We start from the raw sequence: 23851 nt of genomic DNA on the forward strand, positions 1-23851 counted from the left end.
CTGCATGCATCACAATTGTTCTATCTCCTCACGAGAAAGACCCGTTATTTGAATTATCGTCTCTAAAGCTATCCCCGAGGATTTCATTTTTCCGGCTATCTCCTGTTGTTTCCTCTTTTCTCCCTCCACGAATCCTTCTGCCTTACCTTCTTCCCTGCCTTCTGCTCTTCCTTCCGCTCTTCCTTCTATCCGACCAGTTTCAATGACGCTTTTTTGATAACGTAAAGCTTCCATATCCCGGTAATAAGCACGTTTTTCATGCTCCGGCAAGGCATCCACCCGCAAACGTTCACGCGCTTCAGGCAATCCCTTCGCCGTGGCAGTTCGGTCAATCTCTCCGGTCTTAAGAAATTTGACCCATTCATCCAAAGGCGTCCGAGCCACCGTATCGAAGTCATTCACTCGCAACACGTAATACTCCGGGAACACGTCTCCAGCATCTTTACCCACGAATAATTCCCGTTGCCGGACAGACAATTTCAACTCGTCGTTCGGGTCATGCAATCCCCGAAACAAAGTTTTCCCATGATACACGTAATCCTTACCCTGTCCCAAATCGAAATAAACAATATTTATTGAGTAGACTTTTCGCACTTCACTGTAAGCATCGCCTAACCCTATATATTCCGAGATCGTTTTAGACACCCCGTATAGCATCCGATGGAAGTAATCCAATTCACGGTTATTTTGGATCTCAATAATCATCAATTCTCCTTTGGTATCCTCCACCAGAATATCTGCCCGATTGAACTTGTTGCTCGCATCCGATTGATTGGATTCGCTTTCCAAGAACCGACAAATATGTATATCTTCTTGCAATAACGTTGACAAAAATCCTTCCAGAACGACATAATTACTCTTGTCCCTAAGCAAGCGTTTCATCGCCCAATCGAAATGTATTAAATTAGATCTCATGGCTATTCTTTTTATACCTATTACAAAGATAGGCATTATTTCGATAAATCCATCATTTAGAGTCGCTTTTGCTATTGCAGAGAAGTCTTTTTCTTAACCATCAACCCGAACCCTTTCCCCCACGACGTGGCAATCTCAACCGGATCACCTTTCGGGAAGAACTTCCTCAAACGAGCGATCACCCTATCCAAGTAACGATAGGACTCTTTAAAATCATTACCCCATCCCTCTTTGACCAGTTCATCCTTACTCACGTATTGATTTTTCTTCAAACACAAGGTTTTCAACACTCTTGCCTCCATAGGAGTCAGCTGGTTCGTCTCCCCTTTTATAATCAAGTACCGACGAATCGGGTTAAACGAAACATCATCTGAAATCTTCATGAAATCGGTCTCGACTTTCAACATTCCCATATTCCTCAACCACCGGTTCACCCGAGCACCCACTTCATCCAGAAGTACCTCTTTACGTATGTAATCATTCGCTCCAAGGTCAAAACCATCAATAGCGTGTTGAGAATGTGTCAAGGAACTGATAAACAGGATTGGCGTCGAAAAATCCTCTTCCCGAATCTTTTTGGCCACCTCGAACCCGCTCATCTTGGGCATAATCACGTCCATCAAGATCAAATCGGGCGTTTCCCTGCGATACAACCACAAGGCCTGTTCTCCATCGGCAGCATGAACCACCTTATACCCGGCTCTTTTCAAATAATCAATACACGTTTTCGCCTGCATGGCGTCATCTTCGGCATACAAAATCTTAATCATTTTCCCGTTTGTCAACTGTTAATCGTTCTCATCTTTCACCAAAGGGATCATCACGGTGAAAGTCGTGCCAACACCGACCTCGCTTTCCACCCGAATCACGCCTTCATGCGCCTCGATTACCTGTTTCACGTAGCTTAACCCGATCCCGAAACCATGCACATCAGTCGAACGCCCGCGGTGAATCCTGTAATACCGTTCAAAGATCTTCTCTTTCAACTTTTCCGGAATTCCAATCCCGTTGTCTTTAATGGCAATCACGACCATCCCGTCCACCTCTTTACACTCGATCTCTATTTTTGCCGGATCACCCGAATACTTGATAGCATTCTCTATCAAATTACTTATGGCATTCGGGAAATGAATATCATCCGCTTCAATTACATCAACGCTCAACTGATAGTCAACCTTGATAGAGACATTCTTCCCCATTAACATCGGATCAAACAATGCAACCAGTGAATCAATAGTTTCTCGCAAATTTAATCTATTCCACGATATTTTAAACCCTTGTTTCCAAACAATTAATAATTTATACACGAAATTATTCAATTGATCCACCCGTTTATGTGCCGCATTTAACAATATTCTCTGTGCATCCTTCAAATTTTCAGTTCCATACGAAATAATCCCGGAAAAAGCATTTTGCACGGCAGATAACGGAAGTTTCAACTCGTGAACCATACTACTCATAAATTCTTCCCGAATCTTGGATATTTGGTACTGAACGAGGATCGTTTTGATCTGGTAAATAAAACACACGACTAACAAAACTAACAAGAGAAAAGAACTAATTAGAGCTCCTGTCATTTGGGTAAAAAACGTTCTATAAGGTGTATCAAAATAAACAATCACACCATGATGACTTTTCAATCCTAATTCCACCATATTAGAAACAAGTTTCTTTTCTATCCCCAAAGCCCTATTACCTGTTGATGCAATTATATCCCCACTTTTTGTATCTACTAATTCTAATACATATTCATCCTTAATACCATTATTCCTAAAAATAGAACCACATACACTATCTAACATATTAATATTTTCAGAGGACTGTTCTTGTATCAAGTCATAACATACTTTCCGAAACACACCTAGATAACCAGCATCCTTATCGTAATCAACAATTGTCGTGTCTCCTTTCCAAACAAACTTTACGGTATTATCACTAGAATGAATACTAACACGTACAGGATTTTTAGATATAGTTCGATTTCCAACCACATATTCTTCAAATCCTGATTCTATTGCTCCAGATAAAATATTATTAATCAAATTCAAATACTCTATTTTTTTGAACTCAATCATTCTATTCAGCCAAAAACCTTGAAATATCAACAAACAAAGTATAGCAAAAATCGAAACACCCCAAACAACATGAATTCTTCTATTCATAAACCCTTGTTTTAATAAATACACACAAAAATATAGAAAATATTCTCTATTACACATATTAGCACAGCCTAAAACCATTTAGATAAATTAACAAAAAATAGATACAAATTTGATACAATTTAAATCAAATCCATCCTCTATTTTTGTCTCACATCAAATACCAGTACAAATGAAAAAAATAGTATTAATAATAATCTTCATATCTATAACATTAGTACTTACATTAACAAATGTAGGTCTAAGGAAAGATTCTACGAATATAGATATAAAAATCCAAAATATCGAAGCATTTGGAAATAACGAAGATGATGATGACAATCCATGCAAATCTCCCGGAGGAGTATGTATGACATACGACAAAGATGGCAATCCCGTATTTTACGCAGGTTTATCACTCGAATAATATATCATGAAAAAAGTAGCATTTATAATTATAGCTTTATTTCTCGTATTCGGCTGTTCTGAAGAGAAACACGAGGTTACTAAACAGGATAATCCATTATTCAGTACAAGTCGTGCAATCTCCTTGAACCAATTAGGAGAAACAATTAACTTAGATGAAATTGGAATCTATAACCCAACAAAAATTATCAAGAAGGATTCCTTGTTTATTGTATTGGATCGAAACGGACTTAATAAAATCTCCATATACCAAGAAAACGGGAAGTTACTAGGTAGTTATCTGCCAACGGGAATGGGTGCGGATCGGGGACTCTATATTCTCACGATGACCCTTGACGACAAAGGACTCCTTTCCGCCTATGACTTTGGAAATGACAGATTAGTTGAATTCGATCTAAATCACTTCGGACAATCTGAATTCGGGCCTAAATTTATTGATATGCCCAAGGATAAAAAACACCTTTGCGTGGCAAAATCAGGCTCGACAATTATCTCTACCGGAATGTTTGACGAAGGTAGATACGGTTTAATGAACAACAATAGCGAAGAATACTTTTTAAGTTACCCAGAAATACCGAGTTATCGCACCATAAACGATACTTTAAGAAGTGCTTTATTTGCCAGTAATATCATCAAGATAAAACCCGACGGAACAAAATTTGTCTGTGCGAATATGCAGAGTGGCATCATCGATTTCTGCTCTCTCATACCTTGCACCAATATCACTCGCGTTGCCGAGCTGAATCTTTATTCTCCGAAAGCCACAGTTAAAAACATGCGGAGAACGCCCGTTGCCTATTCCACAGACAATCTCTTCGGGTTCTGTGACATTGAAGTTACTGACGAGTACATATACGCCTTGTATTCCGGTAGAAGTTACCGCAAATATAAAGACCAGATAGTATACGGTGAACGGATTGTTGTGTTCGACTGGGAGGGCAATCACGTCCACACTTATTTATTAAGAAATCCGTTCACCTCTATTTCTTTCAACAAAGAAGAGAATGCAATTTACGGTTTGACAAACAACCCAAATTCAGTGTTAATCAAATATACATTGGATTAATTTCCGCGTGAGACCAGGCCTTGGAATGATGTCTCTGATAGGTCTCCTTCCAAGGACCTTTACCCGGAAACGGCAAATAATACCACGGAAAATTGAATCGTTAGATTAAACCATGGCAAGAGAAACACGAGACATAGCATACCCGATCGCTTTCACCGGATTCATATTACTGGTTATGACCATACTGGTAATTGATCCTGACAGAATGAACGGGCTAACGCTTGCCAAATATTTCTGGTTCTATTCCACGTTATTACTCACGGGAGTTATAACATTCGGTCTTGCTTTTTACTCTATGTCGGTCGCGAGTATCGACATAACCAAGTCAATAATGATAGGGATTTTGACTGTAGTGATTATTGACATATCCCGCTACTCTAACATGGAAATGATGAACGCGAAAATATTTTTGCTAGTAATCATTTCCTTTTTCTTCTTCGACACCTTTTTCCACCACTATAAAAAAGCCACCAAGGTATTCCAATTCGTACTGATCGCTTTTGCACTACTGGAGGTAATCTGGGGATATTGCCAGTTGTACGCCTATATCCCCGATATGCAAAAAGACTTCACGCTCTCAGGCTCGCTACCCCACACGAACTCCTATGCCATGTTTCTGGCCATCACTCTACCCATAGCTCTCTATTGGACCATCACGTTATTCCAGAAATTAAAATACGGTTACTCTCGTCTCCTTACCGAAGCCGATGAAGAACATGTGAGATTGGAAATTGTTGACGACATTCTTTTATTCCTTCTTTCTGCCCTCGGGCTAATCGGGATTCTATCCATACTACCGTTTACGGGAATCCCATCCGCATGGTTTATCGCGGGATGTAGCGGGCTATTTGTCCTGTACTTTAAACTGAACCTTCACTCCTTTATAAAGGCCTCTATACTCCGAAGTCACAAAAGAACTGCCATATCCGGGATCACACTTTTACTCGTGATAGGCTTGCTTACCACCGGTTTTTATCGATTACGGAAGGATGAAATAAACGAACATCTGTTAACCTGGAAAATATCCCTGCAAGTGCTGAAGGAAAAACCGATCACTGGTGTCGGGATCGGCAATTTCCGGAAAGCATTCGGGGATGCCCAAACAATCTATTTTGAACAAGGAGAACCAACCGAACAGGAAGTAGCCCTTGCCGGGAATCCCAACTGCCCGGTGAACGACTTCATTCAACTGGCAACCGGCACGGGAATCATCGGGATATTATTGTTTATCGGCCTCATCGTTTCCGTCCTGTTCTCCGGATTCAGGAACATGGATAAACACCCGGAGAAACTGGCTATCACGGGAGCCTTAATTGCTTTTATCCTCGCGGGATTCATCAATTCCCCTATTCAATCATTATCCCTCTCGATCTTGTTGGTACTGTTAATCTCTCTCGGGACCTCAGACATTCAGCCCGCAAGAAAAAGAATTCCCAAAGTTATACCGATCATGACCTCTCTACTTTTGATCGGGATCACGACCACCATCGTTTACCCCCAGTTCACGATGTTCAAAGCATACAAACAATGGGCCCACGGACGTCTTTATTATAAAATGAAAATATATGCCACGGCAGCTAAGATATACGCCCCGCTAACAAACACGCTACGTCACCCCTATTTTTTCATGGAATACGGGTACGCCTTGTCACAAACCGGGCAACATGAAGAGAGTATCGCCATCCTTCAACGAGTGGCACAAATTCTCCCTGACCCGCAGATTTATAATCGTATCGGCAAGAGCTACCAAGCACTGGGCGAATATCAACTGGCAGAACAGTATTTTCAAAAAGCACATCACATGGTTCCCAACCTTGTGTATCCCAATTTCCTACTGGCCCAATTGTACCTTGAAATGGGCCTGCGGGACAAGACACTGGAATGTGCCCGTCAGATACTCACGCTGAAACCTAAAAAAGAATCAGAAGAAACACTACATATAAAAGCACAAATGGAACAATTAATCCAACGACTGGATTAATCCCGCCGAGGGATCGACCGGATCCCATTCACACCATAGTACATCTAAATCCATCACTTTGGGGAGACATCATAGTCTCCCTTTCTTTTATTCTGACAAATAACTATATTCGCGACATCATAAATCAACACGCATGAAACATATCCGGTTACTCATTTTATTTTTGATCTTAGGTATAACCACCTTATCGGCACAAAAGTCCCCTAAGCGAGAATTTCGCGGGGCATGGATTCAAACCGTTTTCCAAAGCGAATATGCTAAAATGACACCGGAAGAGATGAAAGCCGATTTTATTCGTAAACTCAACCAATTGCAAGAATGTGGGATCAACGCTATAATTTTCCAAGTCCGCCCGGAAGCCGATGCCTGGTACTTGTCGGAAATAGAACCTTGGAGTCGTTTTTGCACGGGCAAGCAAGGTGTTGCCCCCGATCCCCTGTTCGATCCCATGGCTTTCCTGATCAAGGAATGTCACCGCCGTAACATGGAATTTCATGCTTGGCTTAATCCTTTTCGCGCCGGGACTTCCGGCACCTCCACGCTGGCAGAAACCCACGTGTACCACGAACATCCCGAATGGTTCGTTACCTACAACAAACAGTTACTTTTCGATCCGGGCATACCCGCTTGCCGGAAGTACATTTGCCGGATCGTGGAAGACATCGTGAGCCGCTATGACGTGGACGCCATTCACATGGACGATTACTTCTATCCCTATCCCGTGAACGGGATGCCTTTTCCGGACGACAACAGTTTCCGCACCTACGGGAAAGGCTACAAACCCGAAGAACGGGACGAGTGGCGCCGGGAGAATGTCAATAAACTCATCCGCGAGCTGAAACACACCATCGTGACAACCAAAGAATGGGTACGCTTTGGGATCAGTCCTTTCGGTATCTACCGAAACAAAAAAAGTACTCCCGACGGTAGCGGCAGCAACACCAACGGGTTGCAGAACTATGACAACCTGTATGCCGACGTAACCTTATGGGTCAAAAAGAAATGGATTGATTACAACATACCCCAAATATACTGGGAAATCGGCCACCCGGCCGCAGACTATATCACGCTGGCTGAATGGTGGGACAAAAATGCTCATGATGTTCACCTATACATCGGGCAGGACGTTGCCCGCACGATGAAAGCCAATGATCTCACCCAAAAGATGGAACTCGCTCGTTCCTTACGTCACGTGAAAGGCAATTGTTTCTGGCCTGCGAACGAGATTCTTTGGAATAACGGTGGGATTACCGATAGCCTCCGGGAACATTACCACCGTAGCCCCGCATTAATCCCAGCCTATACCCACATGCACAACGGCCGTCCCAAGAAAATAGCCTCTCCCCGAGCCGAACGCTCGGAAAAAGGCTACACGGTGAAATGGTTCGCCCGCGGAGACCGGGAAGATCCCCGTAATCCCCAGTATTTCGTCATCTACCGTTTCTTCCCCGGCCAGAAAATCAACCTGAACGACCCGGCTCACATCGTCGCTGTCACCCGCTACACGGAATGTTACATCCCGAACAAAAAATTCAAATGCCGTTACGTGATCACGGCTGTTGACCGCTTTCACAACGAATCGAAAGGAAAGAAGATAAAAGGTATACGGTAAATTTCACCGTGGTGAAATTTACCGCTGTTTATTTTGCACTCACCTTTATTTCAGCATTTCCTTCAACAACCTCCCTGGCTAGCCTTCCCCCTTTGGCATCAACGCTTTATATGCTTTTTTTCCCAAACCAACGCCTAAAACGCAAGCATGCATCGTTTCGAGAAGCCGTTTATAATTTAGCGATATGCATGCCTGCGATATTATTAACTTGTTGTTACTTTCCCAAGACTTTCTCCACTACTGCCGACAGCTCCTTTTTCTCCATGTGGGCTCGCACCACGATCTTTCCCTCTTTATCCACGACCACGAACATCGGCACGGCCAACACGTGGTACAAACCTCCCACACGAGACCTCCCCTTCTCGATTTCATCTATCACCTGCGGCCACGGCAACCTCTCCTCATCCAATGCTTTCTCCCATGAGGCCTTATTCTCATCAATACTCACTCCAATAATCTCGACCCCTTTCTCGCGATACTCTTCATAAAATTCCCGCACCCAAGGAAAAGACGCCCGACACGGCCTGCACCAACTTGCCCAAAAATCAAGCACCACCACTTTACCCCGGTAATCAGCAAGGCTCACCAAAGAACTATCACGCCGGGCTAGTGTAAACTCCGGAGCCAAGCGTCCCGGTTCAATCCGTTGCCGCAACTCGATACTTTCCCGAATCGCTTTTCCCCATTTGCTCTGCTGCACTTTCACGTCGAACTGCCCGAAAACCTGCTCCAGTTGCTCCAACGTCATATTATCCTTCATATAACCCAATTCATAAGCCACCATTTCCACGGACGGATTAGCTGCCATTATTTTCAACTGTTCTTTCTTTACACGTGCAATCCATACATCATACCCTTTCTTATACTCCCAATAAAAAGTAGTATCTTCCAATATTTCCGGAGTTTCCAGCACCTTTTCTAGTATCTCTGCAAATTTTGTAAACTCCGGCAATTCTTTTACCGCTTTATACTGCCCCTCCACTTGTTCGTACACGTCTTGATTCTTCGAACCGATAATTTGCATCCCAAGGACAGCCAGCTCCTCGTTTTCATCCATTCCTAAATTATTCCAATCACCTCGCATTTCGATCCGGCTATTTTCCAATGCCAACATCATTCGAACACCCTCCTTCCCCTCCGGTTCCACCACCACGGTTGCCCATCCGGCATCCGGCACTTCTCCCTCAAACACGAACTTTCCTCCCTTCATTTCCACCGTATCGCTGATCACCCGCTGACCTTCACTACTCATCAATAACACGGCACGCCCGTTACCCGCTCCCTTAAACTCCCCTTTCAACACGTATCCCGCCTGACTACCACAAGAGAACAACACGCTGATCACCAATAATATTAAAAAGCTTTTCATTTTTATCCTATTTTAAATTAATTACACTTCTATATTCCACGTCTTCAATTACTTATCCACCCTCTTTTTCAATTTTATACAACTTATCATTCTATACATTATTCCCAACCGGCATTCTGTTCCCACCCCATCATCTCCGCTTCAAAGGTATAGAACGGTAATGCCCAACGAGGATCATCCGGGGCAATTTCCAATACGGTACGCGTGTTCAAATCAACAGGGTTTGTCAAAATTTCACGACGTACATAAATACCGGCATCTTCCGCCCCGTTCAGACGTTTAACATCAAAGAATCTCCAGAATGCACCCATCTCCCGTAACCGCTCATCCAGCACGTTCTGCACGCTACCTGTAACCCCGGCCTCGGCAGACGCCTCGTCCATGAAACGAGTGTATCTCAACGTTCGCAACGTCTCGGCCGCCTCACCTGTATTGCCACTTCGAGCCTCGCACTCAGCCTTGATCAGATACATCTCGGCCGTGGTCATCCCGATAAGCGAGTTACCGGCAAAACGTGAATAGCTATACAAATTCCAAGGTTTCAAACGTTGCCAATTTTCATGAGTGATATATTCGGTCCATGTCTCTGGATCCAATTCGACAAGATTAGCATAAGCCATCAAAAGAGGCGTACAAGAACTATAGAAATAAATCCAGCGGGCATCATTCTCCCGATCCCAAAGTTCATAAAAAGACTTTGATATCGGACAAGTTCCCCCTAGCCCTTCCCAAGACACGTTGGGTAAGTACAACTCTTCATACTTGGCTACCGCCTCCACATCCATATCGTCCAACTCAAACATAGAACTTATAACAATCTCATCCACCGGTTCACCCTCTTCATCTAACACGCTAATCCAACTCCACTCTTCCAACTCGTACTCCGGTTCGTTCTTGAAATCCACTAGAACATGATGGGCTTTCAATGCTTCGGTCGCATTCGCCAACGCCAACTCGTAATCCCCCCGGTACAAGGCAACCCGCGCCCGGAATGCTTGCACGGTCGGTACTGTCGGACGGAAATTACGCGTCTGATCAAACGTCGTACGTCCTGCTCTCGTCAATGCTTCTTCCGCCAACCTTAAATCCTCGTAAATATGCTCCAACGTGTAACCGACAGTCTCCCGTCCCGGAATCTCTCCCGCCTTGGCATTATCCCGATAACCGATCCCCGGCTTGTCTTCATCCCACAAACAATATTGCGTCAACAACATAAAGTGGTAATACGCCCTACCGAAACGGGCCTCTCCCTCCACTTGATCGTGTACAGCCGCTGTCGTCTGCACGACCTCATCCAAATATTCCAGCACCGTATTGAAACGATAAATCCGTTCCCAAACCGGAGTCCAAGTCCATATCATCCAGTCCGACGTCATCAACGTCTCCCCTTGCCAACAATACGCCTCGTAAGTCGTAGGCTCTCCCGACAACAATCCGTACACGTAAAACTCCGGAGACAACTCCACCGCATCTGACAGCGGTAGCGCTTCCGTCAAGTAAGCCCCGGAAGAAGATCCTTCCCCCGTATCCGAATCTATATTGTTAAACAAATAAAGATCAATACTTCCCATCAGCCCGTAAAGCTGATCCATGTGATAAATGTAAGCGCTACCCGACTTGTCCGTTGCCTCATCCAAAAAGTCACTACACGCCCCCAATATCATGGTTCCCAACAAGGTGATAATTGCGTATATCTTTTTCATATTTCTTATTGTTTTATCCATTCATAATCATTCTACCAACTCTTAAAACCGAGTCGCAACCCAAACGTGAACACGGGCATTGGTTTCAAACTTCCAAGAGGATAATCGGGATCCATCTTCCCGTTAGCACTCCAAATTAGCCCCAAATTACTTGCTTGCGCGTAAATATTCACCCGACTGAACACCCCTTGTTTTGCTAACAGGTTTTCCGGTAGATCATATCCCAAGAACACTTCATTCAAGCGAATATGATCGCCTTTCACGAAACCGCTCTTAAAATACATCGCTGCCCCTATCGTGGCCAAATATGTCTCTCCACTCCGGAATGCATCCACATTACTATCCGTGTAAAGCGGCAACTCAGAATAAGACGTCTGATTGGCATATCCTTCATCATATACCTCCAAAGCCTTGTCCAAGCGTTTAGAATAGGCCGCCGAGTTTCTACTAGCAGGTGAAAAACTGTCAGAAGAAGTCGTATTGACATAATAACCAAACTGCCCCGTGATCATGAAAGAGAGTGTCAATCCTTTCCAGCTAAACTGGTTACTAAAACTTAATGAACTCGTCGGGGCCAACGTTCCCAAATAATAAGCCCAATTACTATCATTAAACGTCTCTCCTTCCCGAGGTATCACGTAATCCATCGAATGCGAAGAATTATAATCCATAATGATCTCTTGTGTACCGTCTTTCCCTTCCAACAACACGTAACCTTCCGGCGTGTACCCCACCGCTTTCAGCACTCCCACAGAACCGATCGGGTGTCCTACCACGTATGCAGGTCCCACCGGCATATAAGGCCCCGTGTAACCGAATTTTTTCAACTCATTGTGATTATAGGAATAATTCAACATCCCGCTCCAAATCAAATTTCCCGCTACCGGAAGATCCGAACCGATGGTAAACTCGATTCCTCTGTTCAATATCTCTGCATTATTCAACAACATGGATGTCTCTCCCTGTGAAATCACCGGCACCGTCGTGTTCGCCAGTACATCGTACGAAAACTTGTTATAAAACTCTATGCTACCGCTCAACTTATGCCCGAAAAACGCCACGTCCGCCCCGATATTCAGCGTCCTCGACTTTTCCCATGTCAACGTGTTGTTTCCGCGTGCAGCGATCGTATTAAAAGCCTCGTTACCAGAATAAACCAAGCTACCCGGATATACAGCCACCGTCGTCACACTGGACGTTCCCTGTTTACCGGCTGCCACACCCGCAATACCATATGATACCCGCAACTTCAACTGATCCACCCAAGAGACCTCTTGCATGAAACGTTCGTTCGAAATCAACCAACTAGCTCCCATCGACCAAAACGGGGAGAATTTATCACGCACGTCTTCCGCTTGAAAATTGGACGCATCCGTACGGAAACTGGCAGTCACCGAATAACGATCGTCATAAGTGTATGATGCATTCGCATACACCGAGAAAAAGCGATCCTCCAATGTTGACAGACTTCCCAATTTCTCGAAAGGCATATACTCGGATACCCCGAAAATATTATTCCGTTTCGTCACGTAATCCAACTCTGTCAACACGGAATTAGTGTATTTGTTATACCCGTAGCGTGTCACTTTCGGATCAGCCTCCGTCGTGGCGGAAATAACCTCCGTCCCCACCAAGGCATTGAACATATGTTTATCTTTTATCATCGTATAGTCCACCTGCCCGCGCAAATTATAAGCCTCATACGTGTGTCCCTCGTTGGAAAACACGCCCCCGGTCGGGAAATAAGAAACATACCTCCCGGACTCTAACGGCTCGGCATACGTGTTATACAAATTTCTCACGTAAAACGATTCCGGCTCGTAAGACACGTGCTTGGTATATCTTCGCTGTTCATATTGTCCCTTGGCACTCATGTTCAATCCCCAATTTGTCCGGTATTCAAAACCTCCCTGTACCCTGTAATTCATCGTTTTCGAATAGTTATCCGTGTATTTCCGGTCGGCAGCAGGATTGTACGTCCAGTCCGTCGGAGTTTTTCCTGCATAATATTCCCCCGACATCAACAAAGGCTCATATACCGTCTGAGAGGTTGCCACGTGTACGAAATTTCCCTCGTCATCCGTCAGTCTCGTCCACGGACTAAGCCACCCCCGCATACTTTCAATGCTCGTCCCATTGTTCTCATCCCGATCAAACATAGTACTCACCGCAAACTCGAACGTCAAGTTCTTCGTCAACCGGGCATTACTCGCCAAGTTCAACAATATACGTCGCTTGCCATTTTCTTGCAAGTAACTATCTTCATCATCATAAGAAGCCGAGAATGCGTAATCCAACTTCTCTGAACCTCCCCGCAACGACACGTTATATTGCTGACGCATCATCCGCTGGAACATATACTCGTTCAAATCATCTTTCCACACCTCCCGGTTTCCTAATTCGATAAGCTCCTGTTTTTTAGCCTCATAATCTCCCGCAGAGAGATTCTTTTTATTATCCCGTTCGTATAGCATACCGAATGGAGCCGACATATATCGCCTCCGGGAGGAAAGTTTCGTGTAAGGATCATTACTTGCAAGATTAATCGGATTATATTTATGCATCAATTCCTCGAATCGGAATTGATTCTCCGCTGAAGCCATATTGAACAAATAGTCCAAATCTGTCCGTGAACTCACAGACCAGTACGCATCTGCCGCAATCTCCAACTTTCTCCCCGTTCGTCCCTTTTTCGTGGTGATCACGATCACCCCGTTGGCAGCACGTGCACCGTAGATAGAAGTTGCCGCCGCATCTTTCAACACCGTCACCGATTCTACATCATTCGGGTTAATCGTTGAAAACGGGTCGCTATCAAGCCTATAGCCACTGATCGGGAACCCGTCTACCACGATCAACGGATCATTGTCCGGCTTAAAATTGGCATTTCCCATAGAGACTTGCGATATGGTACCCTGCCCCCGAATAGCAAACCGCACCTGCCCATCCACGGGGGCGCTGACTACTGTTAATCCCGGCACCAACCCAATTAACGCTTGTGCAAGATTGGACGTCGGTTTCTTCCTTAACGTCTCCTCATCCACGATCGAATAAGCCCCCGTTGCCCGCTCCTTGGCAATCGTCTGGTATCCCGTCACCACCACATCTGCCAATGCCTCTCTATCCTCTTCCAGCACAACTTCAATAAATTCCTTATCGGTCACCGGAATCTCCTGCTTTTTCATTCCCACAAAAGAAAACACCAACATATGCTTTCCCTCCTTCGGTAACATAATATTAAAAGCTCCGGCTGTATCCGCAACAACTCCTAACGTCGTACCTTTCAATATCACGGTTGCTCCCGGCAGAGGCATCCCTTTCTCATCAACAACTCGCCCTTTCAATATTCTTTCCTCTTTCACATCCTGTTTCACCGGAGTACCCTTCCATATAATAATTGTCTTTTCCTCGATTGCGAACTTCAATCCCGTCCCTTTCAGACATACTGTCAAAATATTCTCAACAGGTTCATTCTTAAAAAAGACATCCACACATTCCATTCCCGCAATATCCGCATCGCTATACACGAAACTGAATTCCGTGTTCCGCTTGATCTCCCCGATAACTTGTTTGATCGTAGCCTTCTCCAAGTTCATGCTCAACCGTACCTGCTGGGAATAAACCCCGGCATGCACTTGCAGCGCAAACAAAACCGATAAAATAAACGTCGCTTTCATCATTAAAATAAGCTTCATTACTTTTCTATGCCTGTCCATGCAGGCATAAAGATTTTTTTTCATAACTTTGTAATTAAGATTCTACAATAATTCAATTCCTGTTTGCAGCAGGATTGAACGAGTTTGACAAGGAGCAGTGTTTGCAGCACGGCTCTTTGTTTATTTCACAATAATCATGTTTTTATTCACTTCAAACTTCACTTTCCCGGTTCGTTCGATAAATTTCAGCACGTGAGCAATATCCTCATGTTTCTTGATGTTCAACGAGTAAGGAATTTCTTTCAACTCCTTGTTCGTATAAAACACATCGAACGAATACCAGCGGCCCAATTCCTCCAAAATAAATTCCAAGGGCTTGTTATCAAATACCAAACGGCCATCTTTCCAACCAACATATTGTTCAACATCAACCTCGGCCACGGTTAACCGGTCATTTTCTCGATTAAAGTCAGCTTGCTGCCCGGGATTCAACTCCACTTGTTGCCCGTCAGCCTCCACGTTCACCCGTCCCTGTACCAAAGTCGTCAACACATTCACCTCCCTCGTGTAGGCCCGTACCCCGAACGAAGTTCCCAACACCCGAATCGCCACCTGCTGCGCCTCGACAATAAAAGGCTGTTTCTCGTTACGTTGCACGTCAAAATATCCCTCTCCCGTCAAGTACACTTTCCGCTTCTTTCCCCTGAATTGTTTCGGGAATCTCAATTCCGATTCGGCATTCAGATAAACCGTTGTTCCGTCAGCTAACACCAAAGTATATTCTCCCCCGCGAGGAACACGCAGTGTATGATATATCTCGCAGGAATCTTGTAGCCCACCGGAAACAACCTCCGTGTAATTCAACGTATCACCGCTATTTCTCACGCCCTCTTCCAAAGCCCTGTTCATTTCCCGATCCAACATCACTTTCGTACCGTCAGGCAACACCAATTCTGCCATGGATGCTCCGGGAACAATCCGTGAAGAAGTTTTCTCCGACTTCACTTCCCGAGTACTATCCCACGAAAGATACACGATCCCACCTACCAACAAAGGCAAAATAAACAAGGCTGCATAACGCATCCACAACATTTTCCGAGAAGATCGTTTCTTCCGTACTGTCCGGCTTAAAATCCGGTTCCATTCCAGTTCTTGCTGTTCCGGGGTCTTCACGAAACGACGAATCCCGCTCTCCAATCGTTCCATGGAAACCACGTTACGAAACAATTCTTCATGTTCCGCTCGCTCGTCTCTCCAACGCTTTAGCTCGTCCATCTCCCCCTCACTTAACTCTCCTTTCACGTAACGGACGACCAATTGTTTTATCCGGTCATTATTCTGAATCTCCATATTCTGATATTCATTTTATACTAAAGCACGCAAACATTCATTTGGTGTAATACAAAAACCAATTATTTTTTACTCGAATCAAAATATTTTTCTAATCATACCTTATTTCAAGGGTTAAGTAACCCTTTTCACAAGGTTATAATACCCCATCGCCCTTCTATCGCCCTTTCATCGCCCTTTCATCGCCGTTCTGGAAGGACGAGGAAAGGTTAAAGAATAGGTCTTGTAACGCCCGTTTGGTAGTTAAACCCTAGTATTACAGTAGTAAAGCCTTAGTATTAGTAAGTATTCAAGAAATCCAGGTAAGTAAAGAAAGAACGTTTTTCAACCGTTCCCTCATATAATGATTGGCATTATTCTTATGCTTTTTGACCGTGTTGACCGAGATATTCAACGTTTGTGCAATCTCCTCATGACTTTTCCCGTCGAGGCTCATCTGGTAAACTTCTTTACATGCCGGGGGTAATTCGTTAAAGACCTCCGATAGGGTTTGAAATATCTCCGATTCCAGAATCCGATCCAGAAATGACTCGGAATCCTCCCCCTCTGTTACCACCCGCCTAGCATATTTATCCTCCACCTGCTGATGGCGCATCAAATTGAGACAGTCATTCCGGACGGCTTTATACAAATAAGCCTTCACGGCATATTCCCCCCGGAAATCAGCTCTCTTCTCCCATAAATCGACAAAAGCATCCTGCACGACATCATCAATCATCGTGTCCTCGTTCAAGTACTTCGCAGCAAAATAACGTAATGCGACCGCAAACTTGTCATACAAGACACGGAAAGCCTTCTCGTCCCCTTGAGAAAAATCAATGATAATATCTAGCTCTTTATCACCCAAATTGATATTATTTAAAACTACTCGATCTAACTTTTATCCTTCCCAACCGTTTACAAAGATAAAACTTTTATTTCAGAACGAGATATAAAAATAGAGAGACCCGGCAATAAACCTTTTCACTCCCGTTTTGTCTTAAATGTAAATGCATTTTTAAAACGCATGAAATTTATCGACCACTTAAAATTCTAAATTCCATGCCATTACAAACGTTAATAAAACAAAGTATGAAAACAGTAACCCTAATTATCTCGTCGCTTTTTCTTTTCATGGCATTAGGAGTAAGCGCACAACAACACGGCCCACAACATCGCGGGCAAAGAGGTCACATGAACCCCGAAGAAATGGTAAAGAAACAGGTTGAACAAATGAAAACCGAGTTGAAACTCAACGAGCAACAAGAAAAACAGGTGAAAGATTTGTTTACCGAAAACCTCAAGAAGAGAGAGGAACTCATGAAAAAATATCAAGGACAACGAGATTCCGTGATGGTCTACATGAAAAAGATGGAAGACCAGCAAAACCTTTCCCTAAAGAAAATCTTGACAGAAGAGCAATATAAAACTTATTTGACTAATCTGGAAAAGAGAAAACAAGAAATGGAAAAACGCCGGAAAGAGATGATGGATAAACGTGGCGGACAAAGAGGCGGCCACGGCGCCCCTGCTACCGTGAATGAAGACCACGAATGTAACGGTTGCGGTGGTTGTGGTAAACACAAGTAATCCCATATATTGATCAAATCATAAAGCCGAACCATTTTCTCGTTAGCAGAAATGATTCGGCTTTATTTATGAATAGAAATCCTCTACTCCCCCAATTTTTGCTCTAAAATCTTCCGCACCTCTTCCGGCTTCGGATTCACAGCAAGAATCGTCCCGTCCCGATCGACCAGAAAGACACCGCCCCCGGCATTTCCCAACATATAACGGGTCCACAATTTCTGCCCATCATCCAGCTCGACCAGTTGCAACCAAGGGTATTTATCCTGAGCAATAGCCTGCTTCATCCGCTCTGTATTCTTGAATTCCCTAGCAACACCGACAATCTCGAAACCTTTATCCTTATACTTCTCGTAAATCGGGATCATCATTTTCGCCTTTGCCCGGCAAGGCATACACCATGAGGCCCATAAATCAATGATCGCAATTTTCCCTTTGATCACCTCCGAAACATTTACCACACGCCCCTCCAAATCCGGAGCCTCAAATTCCACGTAATGCCCGCCCGGTTTCACGGAATGAAAACCATCGATCAACATCTTTCCCAAACAGGTATATTTACTGGACGCGAATTTTTCTGCCAACACGTGATAAGCATTTTCCAATTCATCATCCAGCTCCGCCTGATACACCTGACGCCGTTGCAATTCGTCCACCACGAGGAAATAGTACAACTCATCCCATTGCCCCGCACAGAATTTATGCATGAAAGAGAAACGTTTCCAGCCGATCTCCTGTTGTTGCAATTCTTGGTATTTCCGGTATCTATCATTAAAAATCCCTCCCCGTATCTCGTAGCTCTTATCGACATTCACCGTGATATGCAATTTCCCGTTCTCGACGATAAACGGGACGGTGTACCACACTCTCGGATTCTTAGTTACAAAGATCAATTTGTAACCCTCCACGTGCGGTAATTCCAGCACGTATTTAAAACGTCCATCCTCTACCGGAACGTACGTCCCGTGGTAACGGGAATCCACCGTGGCATCTACTAAAAGCACCTCCTTTGCCTCCATACCGATCAACTCGCCACGAATCACGCAACGAACCTTTTTCTCCCCCGCGATAGCCAGATTTCCCACGAACAAAAGCAATATCAGGCATTTCAAATAATTCGTCATATCTTCTCATTTACAAGTAAAAAAGGAGTCGCAAGCGACTCCTCGAAACTACATTCATCACTATTTTATAACCGGAAATCCTTCCTGCTCCCGATCCAAACGATACAAATGATAAAAATTACCGTTTCCGGATTCATAAGTTACATTCATCACCTCTCCCTTACCATTATCACTTTTAACAAGGAAACCATATTCATCCAACGCGTAAGAAGTCGTTTCTCCATTCAAGTTCAACGATAATGTTCGGGTATCACTATAATTTTTTTCCAACGAGTAACCATCACCCTTTACCGAAACCAAATTGTTACCTGAATACGTGTAAATCCGATCTTCCATCAAAACCCAACTTTCCTCACTCTGGTTATTCACCGTGTAAATGCGATTCGTCACGATCTTCCCCCCGTGATATTCATACTCGCATTTATAAAGTTCACGAGACACGTAATCTTTCGCATTTCCCGGGCTATACTTATCAACAAACAAACGAACATTCAACACGCTTCCTTTCTCGTCGTACTCGTATATATAAGTTTCAACCCGTTCCAAAGGATAATCATTATTAAAATCCTCACCCACCCCAAAATCTTTTTTCGGTGTAAAATAAGAGATTTTCTGTCTGGTAACTACACTCTCTTCATCAAGCGTAAGTGCTACTTCGTAAATAGTTTTCGCAACCAACGGGATACTATCTTCTAACGAATAATTTCCCGCTCCATATTTCCGGGCTAACTCTTGATCCAAATCAGCGATGGCATTCGCATCAATCTTGTACACGTAATCATCCAGAGAATATGTCATCACACCCTGTTCCTTCGTGATCACAAGTTCTCCTTTCTGGCGTCCGTTCTTATCGAATCGCTCTATGGTCGAGATCTTATCATTCTCATACGCCAATTTTAGCGTGTAATCCCCCCAATGCTCATTATGCCCCGTGATCTCTTTGACACGAACCGGGTTAACAACTTGCTTGCCCACTTTGACATCATCGTCATCATTACAAGAAACCCAGACAACAGCAAATAACAACAGACATCCTATATTTCTTAACATCAATTTCATAACCAATATATTTTAATAACCACTCGTATTATTATAAGTCACGCTCGTAATCCGTCCAAAACCCTCGTATCTTCCATGAACGTCACGATTGGGTTCCAACGTTCCACTCCTCAATTGTGTAATAGGGATCGTGATCACTTTACCCTCTCCTGTTGACTCCTTGTAAGTCGTTATCACCAACAATCTATTTTGCGCACTCTGAGTAGAAATTCCGGTAGAAGAACCAGAATTTGACACGTTCATTCGGGAATACTCTTCACGCCACAATCTCATCGAAGTAATATCACCATCCCTTTCTTTATCCACTGCATAACGAGGCTCTGCCACAACTTCACCTGCATTTCCCAACGAGAATGTATAAATCTGATCTTTGGTTGCATAATAAAAATCAGGAGATACCGGAGATGAGGCAAAGCCGACAGCCTCGCTTATACCAGGACAATGAGATAAATCAAACTTCCCAACCCCAACTTTTTCATTAGAACCGTAAGAGTCGTATTTCATCATTCCCAACCATCTTTCATTTCCTTGTTCAGCCTTGAAAACCGTCAACAATTGAGAATTTTCACCCTCTCCCATCCATATCGCATCGTATGCACCAATATTATTCACGTCAAAAGCTGCACTTGAACTCTGTTTCGGGAATTGTTGGAAGGAATCATACCAACTGCTCACAACCAATATTCGTTGATTTTTTTTATCAAAAACATAAGGGAATTCATTATAATATGAACCACAGACTCCCATCATCGTGACATAATAATCCCGTTCATCAAAATCCGGTGGTAAAAGATAAAAATCATACGTCAAATTTCCCCAGTTGGTTGTTCTCCGATAAACATGACCATCTAAATTTAATAATTCCAATCCTTTATAATTCCACAAAAGAATCCCTTTAGGCACAAATTCAGATTCATCTATCGGGAAAACAAATATATCATTGTTTTTTTCCTTATCGACCAACTCATAAGGATCTACCCGATAAACATTCTCCGCTGTAACGAAGGTCAAAGTACGACAATCACCGGATCTAATCAATGAAGACATTCCTGTTACAACTCCATCCAACAAATGTTGATTCACGGAAGAATAGACATTTCTGAAAATACGGGTATCCTTATCCGTGAAATTACGCGTGGAAAAGTTCATCGACATGATCAAGGAAATATCCGAATTTTGCCCGTCACGCGTGTCTGCCACGAACAATCCCGTTCCTAAGGATGCCTGCACGGAAACTGAAATTCGGGCAAATTCCTGAATCCCGGTTGTTTTATCTGTCACGGTCAAAATCAAATTATACGCTTTACTATCCGGAACCACGGAAATCGGCTCGCTAAACGTCATCTTGTGTGACAACACTGTTTCCGGATACTTGTCTCCCTGTATTTTCCACTCGTATGTCAAGTTTTCATCTTTTACCCCATTTTTATAAATGATTGGGCTAATCTTCAACGTGTCGAATTGAAAAACATTCACCGAAGTCGATGCATCTCCAAAGTCGATCACAATGGGCTTCACAACTTCGAAATCAGTGGACGACTTGTCATCATAACAAGAAGTCGCCACGACCGTCATGAATAATAAGAAGAATATGGATAATTTTTTCATTATTTCTTTCTTTATCGCATTAAACATCATCAATTAAGGCATCACGACTTCATCCCCCTCATACTTGCCATCCTCATGTCGCAAGGGTTCTCCGGGATGTTCCCGATTATATTTATACAATGCAGCTCTCACTTGTGCCACCGCAGCATCCAACTCCGTGTAAGTCCACTCAACCATTCCCTCTGGCACCTCAATATCAAAAGGAATTAACGGCAAGTCTAGCACTCCTAAAATGAAACGATACCAACTAACAGAAAAATTACCGAAATACCAAGAAAGATAGCTCCAATTGGATGGTTGTGTTAATTGATCAGTTACAGACAAAGAAAAATAACGTCTATCGAAACCAGCTAAGGGAAAATCCTCATTGGGCACCAACTTCACGTGAACGATAAAAGTGCTATCACTCATATCCTTCGTGCGATGGAGTTCAACTGCCGCAGAACCTTCAAACTTACCGGCAGGCACTATTCCCTCCAACAATTGGTATTGCTCCGGACGTGCAGTATTCACGTAGTTCGTATCACCTTCAACGACAGCAATCATGACTTTCCGGTCATAATTCACAGAATCACCCGTTGTCACCACCCGGATGTTTTGCACGTAAACATCTCCACCCAAATTGGTTACAAAACTATACTCGCTCTCTGCCTTTCCATAAAAATACACGCCGGCTGCTTGCTCGTACATCAATGTTTTTTCCTGTTCGCAAGCAGACAAAAGACCTAAAAACAGAGCGCCCATCAGCCATCTGCTAATAATTCTCTTTATATTTTTCATATTCGTTCTTTTTATTTCTTGTAATCTTCCATTCCGCCTAAATCCACATCCCACGTGGGTAACGGCACTACGTAAACAGCATCAGTTGCGGCTTTTGTCGCATAAGGAATTTTCTCGAATCCCAAGCGTTTGTAATAGTAAAACAATTGTCCCTCGTTGATAAACTCACGTTGATATTCCTTCGTGATCTCATTCTGCACGGAAGCCACAGTTAAGTCGTTACCTAAAACAGACATTCCTCTTTTCTCGCGAACGATATTCAATCTATCGATAGCCAACAAACGGTCTGCATCCTTTCCGGTAGCCAGCAAGCACTCTGCCGCAATATAATACATCTCTGATTTCCGAATCAAAGGCATGGTACTACCGTATTTGTATTTTTCTACTTCCCAAAATTTCACAAAAGCCCATCCGTCATAATGCTCGTTTCCAGTTTGGTCATACCAACGAGCCAAACGATAGTCCGTGGACTCGAATAAACCGGTGGCTCTAGCCTTTGTATGGTATAACAAATCGGCATTCTCATTCGGATCATTCGCCCTCGGATTCATATAGTACTGCATATTCTCGAATAGCTTGGTAATATCCAACGCGAACACATGCTCGGTAGTAAAGGTCAAATCCCGATCTGCCGGATCGTAAGCATCAATCACGTAAGAACTAATCCAAGAGGTTTCACCACCTTCTTTCACAAATAACTCGGCCAATGGTAATGCCTCGGTTTTGTTGCCCATCCACATATACACACGGGCCAATGTACAAACAGCAGCCCAATAATTAAAACGCTTGTGCCGATTCTCGAAAAATTTATCCTCATTCGGTAAATCATAATCATCCGGTTTAGGAGTCAATCCAAACGGATCATTATCATTCAAGAGTTCCATGGACTCCTGTAAATCAGCAATGACTTTCTCCAACGCTTCCCCCACTGTCAATTGCTTTTGTAACTCCCGAGAATATTCCTTCATGTAAGGTAAACACAAACGCTCCAAATTTTCAGGACGTTTGTCCAAATCTCCCCATCCGAACAAACGTAACAAATCAAAATGCAAGAATGCCCGCAATCCTAAAGCCTCTCCTTTTATGACAGCGTACATGGCTGGGGAAAACATCTCTTTTTTCTTCTCCAGATTTTCCAATAAAAAATTCACGTTGGCAATAATATTGTAACTTTTACTCCAAATTCCATTGGATGAAGTTGTTGTTGCCGAATAATTATAACGAGTCGCATTATACCAGGCAGAAGACTCTCCCCCCTTCACATCAGTTTGTTGCGCTAAGGCATCCACGAATCCCCAAGTAGCCTCTCGCCCATATAAATCCTGATCACTCATCAAAAGGTAAATCCCGGTCAAGGCATCTTTAAAACCACTCACGGATTGAAACATCACATCGGCCTTAACCTCCGACTTCGGATCTACATCCAACCAATCTTCACATGACGTCATTGTTCCTAAAAGTAACAAAACGCATAATATATTACATAATCTCTTCATAA

The 23851-nt window shown here is 43.5% G+C and carries 18 protein-coding genes; 5 read left to right on the plus strand and 13 right to left on the minus strand.

Annotation, left to right across the window (positions count from 1 at the left end; translation table 11 throughout):
• Positions 1 to 9: 9 nt before the first annotated feature.
• The 3 genes from F1644_RS05895 to F1644_RS05905 form a co-directional block, all read right to left on the minus strand.
• The gene (locus tag F1644_RS05895) at positions 10 to 915 is read right to left on the minus strand and encodes an Rpn family recombination-promoting nuclease/putative transposase (RefSeq protein ID WP_230328288.1); all 906 of its coding nucleotides are present in this window, start codon (positions 913 to 915) and stop codon (positions 10 to 12) included.
• A 71-nt stretch (positions 916 to 986) separates the two neighbouring features.
• Complete coding sequence (locus F1644_RS05900) at positions 987 to 1685, minus strand: response regulator transcription factor (protein ID WP_087421216.1); 699 nt, start codon at positions 1683 to 1685, stop codon at positions 987 to 989.
• A gap of 18 nt (positions 1686 to 1703) precedes the next feature.
• Positions 1704 to 3077, minus strand: a complete 1374-nt coding sequence (locus F1644_RS05905; RefSeq protein ID WP_158571911.1) for a sensor histidine kinase — start codon at positions 3075 to 3077, stop codon at positions 1704 to 1706.
• Between the two features lie 169 nt (positions 3078 to 3246).
• Between F1644_RS05905 and F1644_RS05910 the strand changes: the two genes are divergently transcribed.
• The 4 genes from F1644_RS05910 to F1644_RS05925 all read left to right on the plus strand — a co-directional run bounded on the left by F1644_RS05910 (position 3247) and on the right by F1644_RS05925 (position 8138).
• Entirely contained in the window at positions 3247 to 3480 is a 234-nt protein-coding gene (locus F1644_RS05910) for a hypothetical protein (RefSeq protein ID WP_087421214.1), read from the plus strand.
• Positions 3481 to 3486: 6 nt separating this feature from the next.
• Positions 3487 to 4545, plus strand: a complete 1059-nt coding sequence (locus tag F1644_RS05915) for a BF3164 family lipoprotein (protein WP_118304786.1) — start codon at positions 3487 to 3489, stop codon at positions 4543 to 4545.
• Positions 4546 to 4657: 112 nt separating this feature from the next.
• Complete coding sequence (locus F1644_RS05920; RefSeq protein WP_118304787.1) at positions 4658 to 6526, plus strand: hypothetical protein; 1869 nt, start codon at positions 4658 to 4660, stop codon at positions 6524 to 6526.
• A gap of 133 nt (positions 6527 to 6659) precedes the next feature.
• Positions 6660 to 8138, plus strand: coding sequence for a glycoside hydrolase family 10 protein (locus F1644_RS05925; RefSeq protein WP_118304788.1), 1479 nt, complete (start codon positions 6660 to 6662; stop codon positions 8136 to 8138).
• Positions 8139 to 8352: 214 nt separating this feature from the next.
• On the opposite strand, the gene F1644_RS05930 is transcribed toward F1644_RS05925, so the two are convergent.
• The 5 genes from F1644_RS05930 to F1644_RS05950 all read right to left on the minus strand — a co-directional run bounded on the left by F1644_RS05930 (position 8353) and on the right by F1644_RS05950 (position 17063).
• On the minus strand, positions 8353 to 9507 hold the full coding sequence (locus F1644_RS05930) for a TlpA disulfide reductase family protein (protein ID WP_118304789.1): 1155 nt from the start codon (positions 9505 to 9507) through the stop codon (positions 8353 to 8355).
• A gap of 98 nt (positions 9508 to 9605) precedes the next feature.
• On the minus strand, positions 9606 to 11210 hold the full coding sequence (locus tag F1644_RS05935) for a RagB/SusD family nutrient uptake outer membrane protein (RefSeq protein ID WP_158571913.1): 1605 nt from the start codon (positions 11208 to 11210) through the stop codon (positions 9606 to 9608).
• A 32-nt stretch (positions 11211 to 11242) separates the two neighbouring features.
• Complete coding sequence (locus F1644_RS05940; protein WP_118304791.1) at positions 11243 to 14950, minus strand: SusC/RagA family TonB-linked outer membrane protein; 3708 nt, start codon at positions 14948 to 14950, stop codon at positions 11243 to 11245.
• 96 nt (positions 14951 to 15046) lie between these two features.
• On the minus strand, positions 15047 to 16216 hold the full coding sequence (locus F1644_RS05945) for a FecR family protein (protein WP_118304792.1): 1170 nt from the start codon (positions 16214 to 16216) through the stop codon (positions 15047 to 15049).
• Between the two features lie 289 nt (positions 16217 to 16505).
• Entirely contained in the window at positions 16506 to 17063 is a 558-nt protein-coding gene (locus F1644_RS05950; protein ID WP_118304793.1) for an RNA polymerase sigma-70 factor, read from the minus strand.
• A 224-nt stretch (positions 17064 to 17287) separates the two neighbouring features.
• Between F1644_RS05950 and F1644_RS05955 the strand changes: the two genes are divergently transcribed.
• Positions 17288 to 17785, plus strand: a complete 498-nt coding sequence (locus tag F1644_RS05955) for a hypothetical protein (protein WP_147344480.1) — start codon at positions 17288 to 17290, stop codon at positions 17783 to 17785.
• 83 nt (positions 17786 to 17868) lie between these two features.
• Here F1644_RS05955 and F1644_RS05960 read toward each other — a convergent pair whose 3' ends face one another.
• From F1644_RS05960 to F1644_RS05980, 5 genes are read right to left on the minus strand one after another with little or no spacing between them, the layout of a single operon-like run.
• Positions 17869 to 18906, minus strand: coding sequence for a TlpA disulfide reductase family protein (locus F1644_RS05960; RefSeq protein ID WP_118304795.1), 1038 nt, complete (start codon positions 18904 to 18906; stop codon positions 17869 to 17871).
• A 60-nt stretch (positions 18907 to 18966) separates the two neighbouring features.
• Positions 18967 to 19965 (minus strand): hypothetical protein, encoded by a 999-nt coding sequence (locus F1644_RS05965; protein WP_087421203.1) that lies wholly within the window; start codon positions 19963 to 19965, stop codon positions 18967 to 18969.
• Between the two features lie 12 nt (positions 19966 to 19977).
• Complete coding sequence (locus F1644_RS05970) at positions 19978 to 21573, minus strand: PKD-like family lipoprotein (RefSeq protein WP_158571915.1); 1596 nt, start codon at positions 21571 to 21573, stop codon at positions 19978 to 19980.
• A gap of 33 nt (positions 21574 to 21606) precedes the next feature.
• The gene (locus tag F1644_RS05975) at positions 21607 to 22353 is read right to left on the minus strand and encodes a DUF4843 domain-containing protein (RefSeq protein ID WP_118304797.1); all 747 of its coding nucleotides are present in this window, start codon (positions 22351 to 22353) and stop codon (positions 21607 to 21609) included.
• An 11-nt stretch (positions 22354 to 22364) separates the two neighbouring features.
• Positions 22365 to 23849: a RagB/SusD family nutrient uptake outer membrane protein gene (locus F1644_RS05980; RefSeq protein ID WP_158571917.1), complete on the minus strand. Its 1485-nt coding sequence runs from the start codon at positions 23847 to 23849 to the stop codon at positions 22365 to 22367.
• Positions 23850 to 23851: the final 2 nt, after the last annotated feature.

It is taken from the genome of Butyricimonas paravirosa, assembly GCF_032878955.1.
Classification (GTDB): Bacteria; Bacteroidota; Bacteroidia; order Bacteroidales; family Marinifilaceae; genus Butyricimonas; species Butyricimonas paravirosa.

What these genes read in the sequence shown, in the direction of transcription:
- F1644_RS05935 (WP_158571913.1), bottom strand. Translation starts at nt 11,210, where the DNA reads ATGAAAAAGATATACGCAATTATCACCTTGTTGGGAACCATGATATTG.
- F1644_RS05920 (WP_118304787.1), top strand. Translation starts at nt 4,658, where the DNA reads ATGGCAAGAGAAACACGAGACATAGCATACCCGATCGCTTTCACCGGA.
- F1644_RS05965 (WP_087421203.1), bottom strand. Translation starts at nt 19,965, where the DNA reads ATGAAATTGATGTTAAGAAATATAGGATGTCTGTTGTTATTTGCTGTT.
- F1644_RS05970 (WP_158571915.1), bottom strand. Translation starts at nt 21,573, where the DNA reads ATGAAAAAATTATCCATATTCTTCTTATTATTCATGACGGTCGTGGCG.
- F1644_RS05910 (WP_087421214.1), top strand. Translation starts at nt 3,247, where the DNA reads ATGAAAAAAATAGTATTAATAATAATCTTCATATCTATAACATTAGTA.
- F1644_RS05960 (WP_118304795.1), bottom strand. Translation starts at nt 18,906, where the DNA reads ATGACGAATTATTTGAAATGCCTGATATTGCTTTTGTTCGTGGGAAAT.
- F1644_RS05940 (WP_118304791.1), bottom strand. Translation starts at nt 14,950, where the DNA reads ATGAAAAAAAATCTTTATGCCTGCATGGACAGGCATAGAAAAGTAATG.
- F1644_RS05980 (WP_158571917.1), bottom strand. Translation starts at nt 23,849, where the DNA reads ATGAAGAGATTATGTAATATATTATGCGTTTTGTTACTTTTAGGAACA.
- F1644_RS05900 (WP_087421216.1), bottom strand. Translation starts at nt 1,685, where the DNA reads ATGATTAAGATTTTGTATGCCGAAGATGACGCCATGCAGGCGAAAACG.
- F1644_RS05930 (WP_118304789.1), bottom strand. Translation starts at nt 9,507, where the DNA reads ATGAAAAGCTTTTTAATATTATTGGTGATCAGCGTGTTGTTCTCTTGT.
- F1644_RS05895 (WP_230328288.1), bottom strand. Translation starts at nt 915, where the DNA reads ATGAGATCTAATTTAATACATTTCGATTGGGCGATGAAACGCTTGCTT.
- F1644_RS05945 (WP_118304792.1), bottom strand. Translation starts at nt 16,216, where the DNA reads ATGGAGATTCAGAATAATGACCGGATAAAACAATTGGTCGTCCGTTAC.
- F1644_RS05905 (WP_158571911.1), bottom strand. Translation starts at nt 3,077, where the DNA reads ATGAATAGAAGAATTCATGTTGTTTGGGGTGTTTCGATTTTTGCTATA.
- F1644_RS05975 (WP_118304797.1), bottom strand. Translation starts at nt 22,353, where the DNA reads ATGAAAAATATAAAGAGAATTATTAGCAGATGGCTGATGGGCGCTCTG.
- F1644_RS05915 (WP_118304786.1), top strand. Translation starts at nt 3,487, where the DNA reads ATGAAAAAAGTAGCATTTATAATTATAGCTTTATTTCTCGTATTCGGC.
- F1644_RS05955 (WP_147344480.1), top strand. Translation starts at nt 17,288, where the DNA reads ATGAAAACAGTAACCCTAATTATCTCGTCGCTTTTTCTTTTCATGGCA.
- F1644_RS05925 (WP_118304788.1), top strand. Translation starts at nt 6,660, where the DNA reads ATGAAACATATCCGGTTACTCATTTTATTTTTGATCTTAGGTATAACC.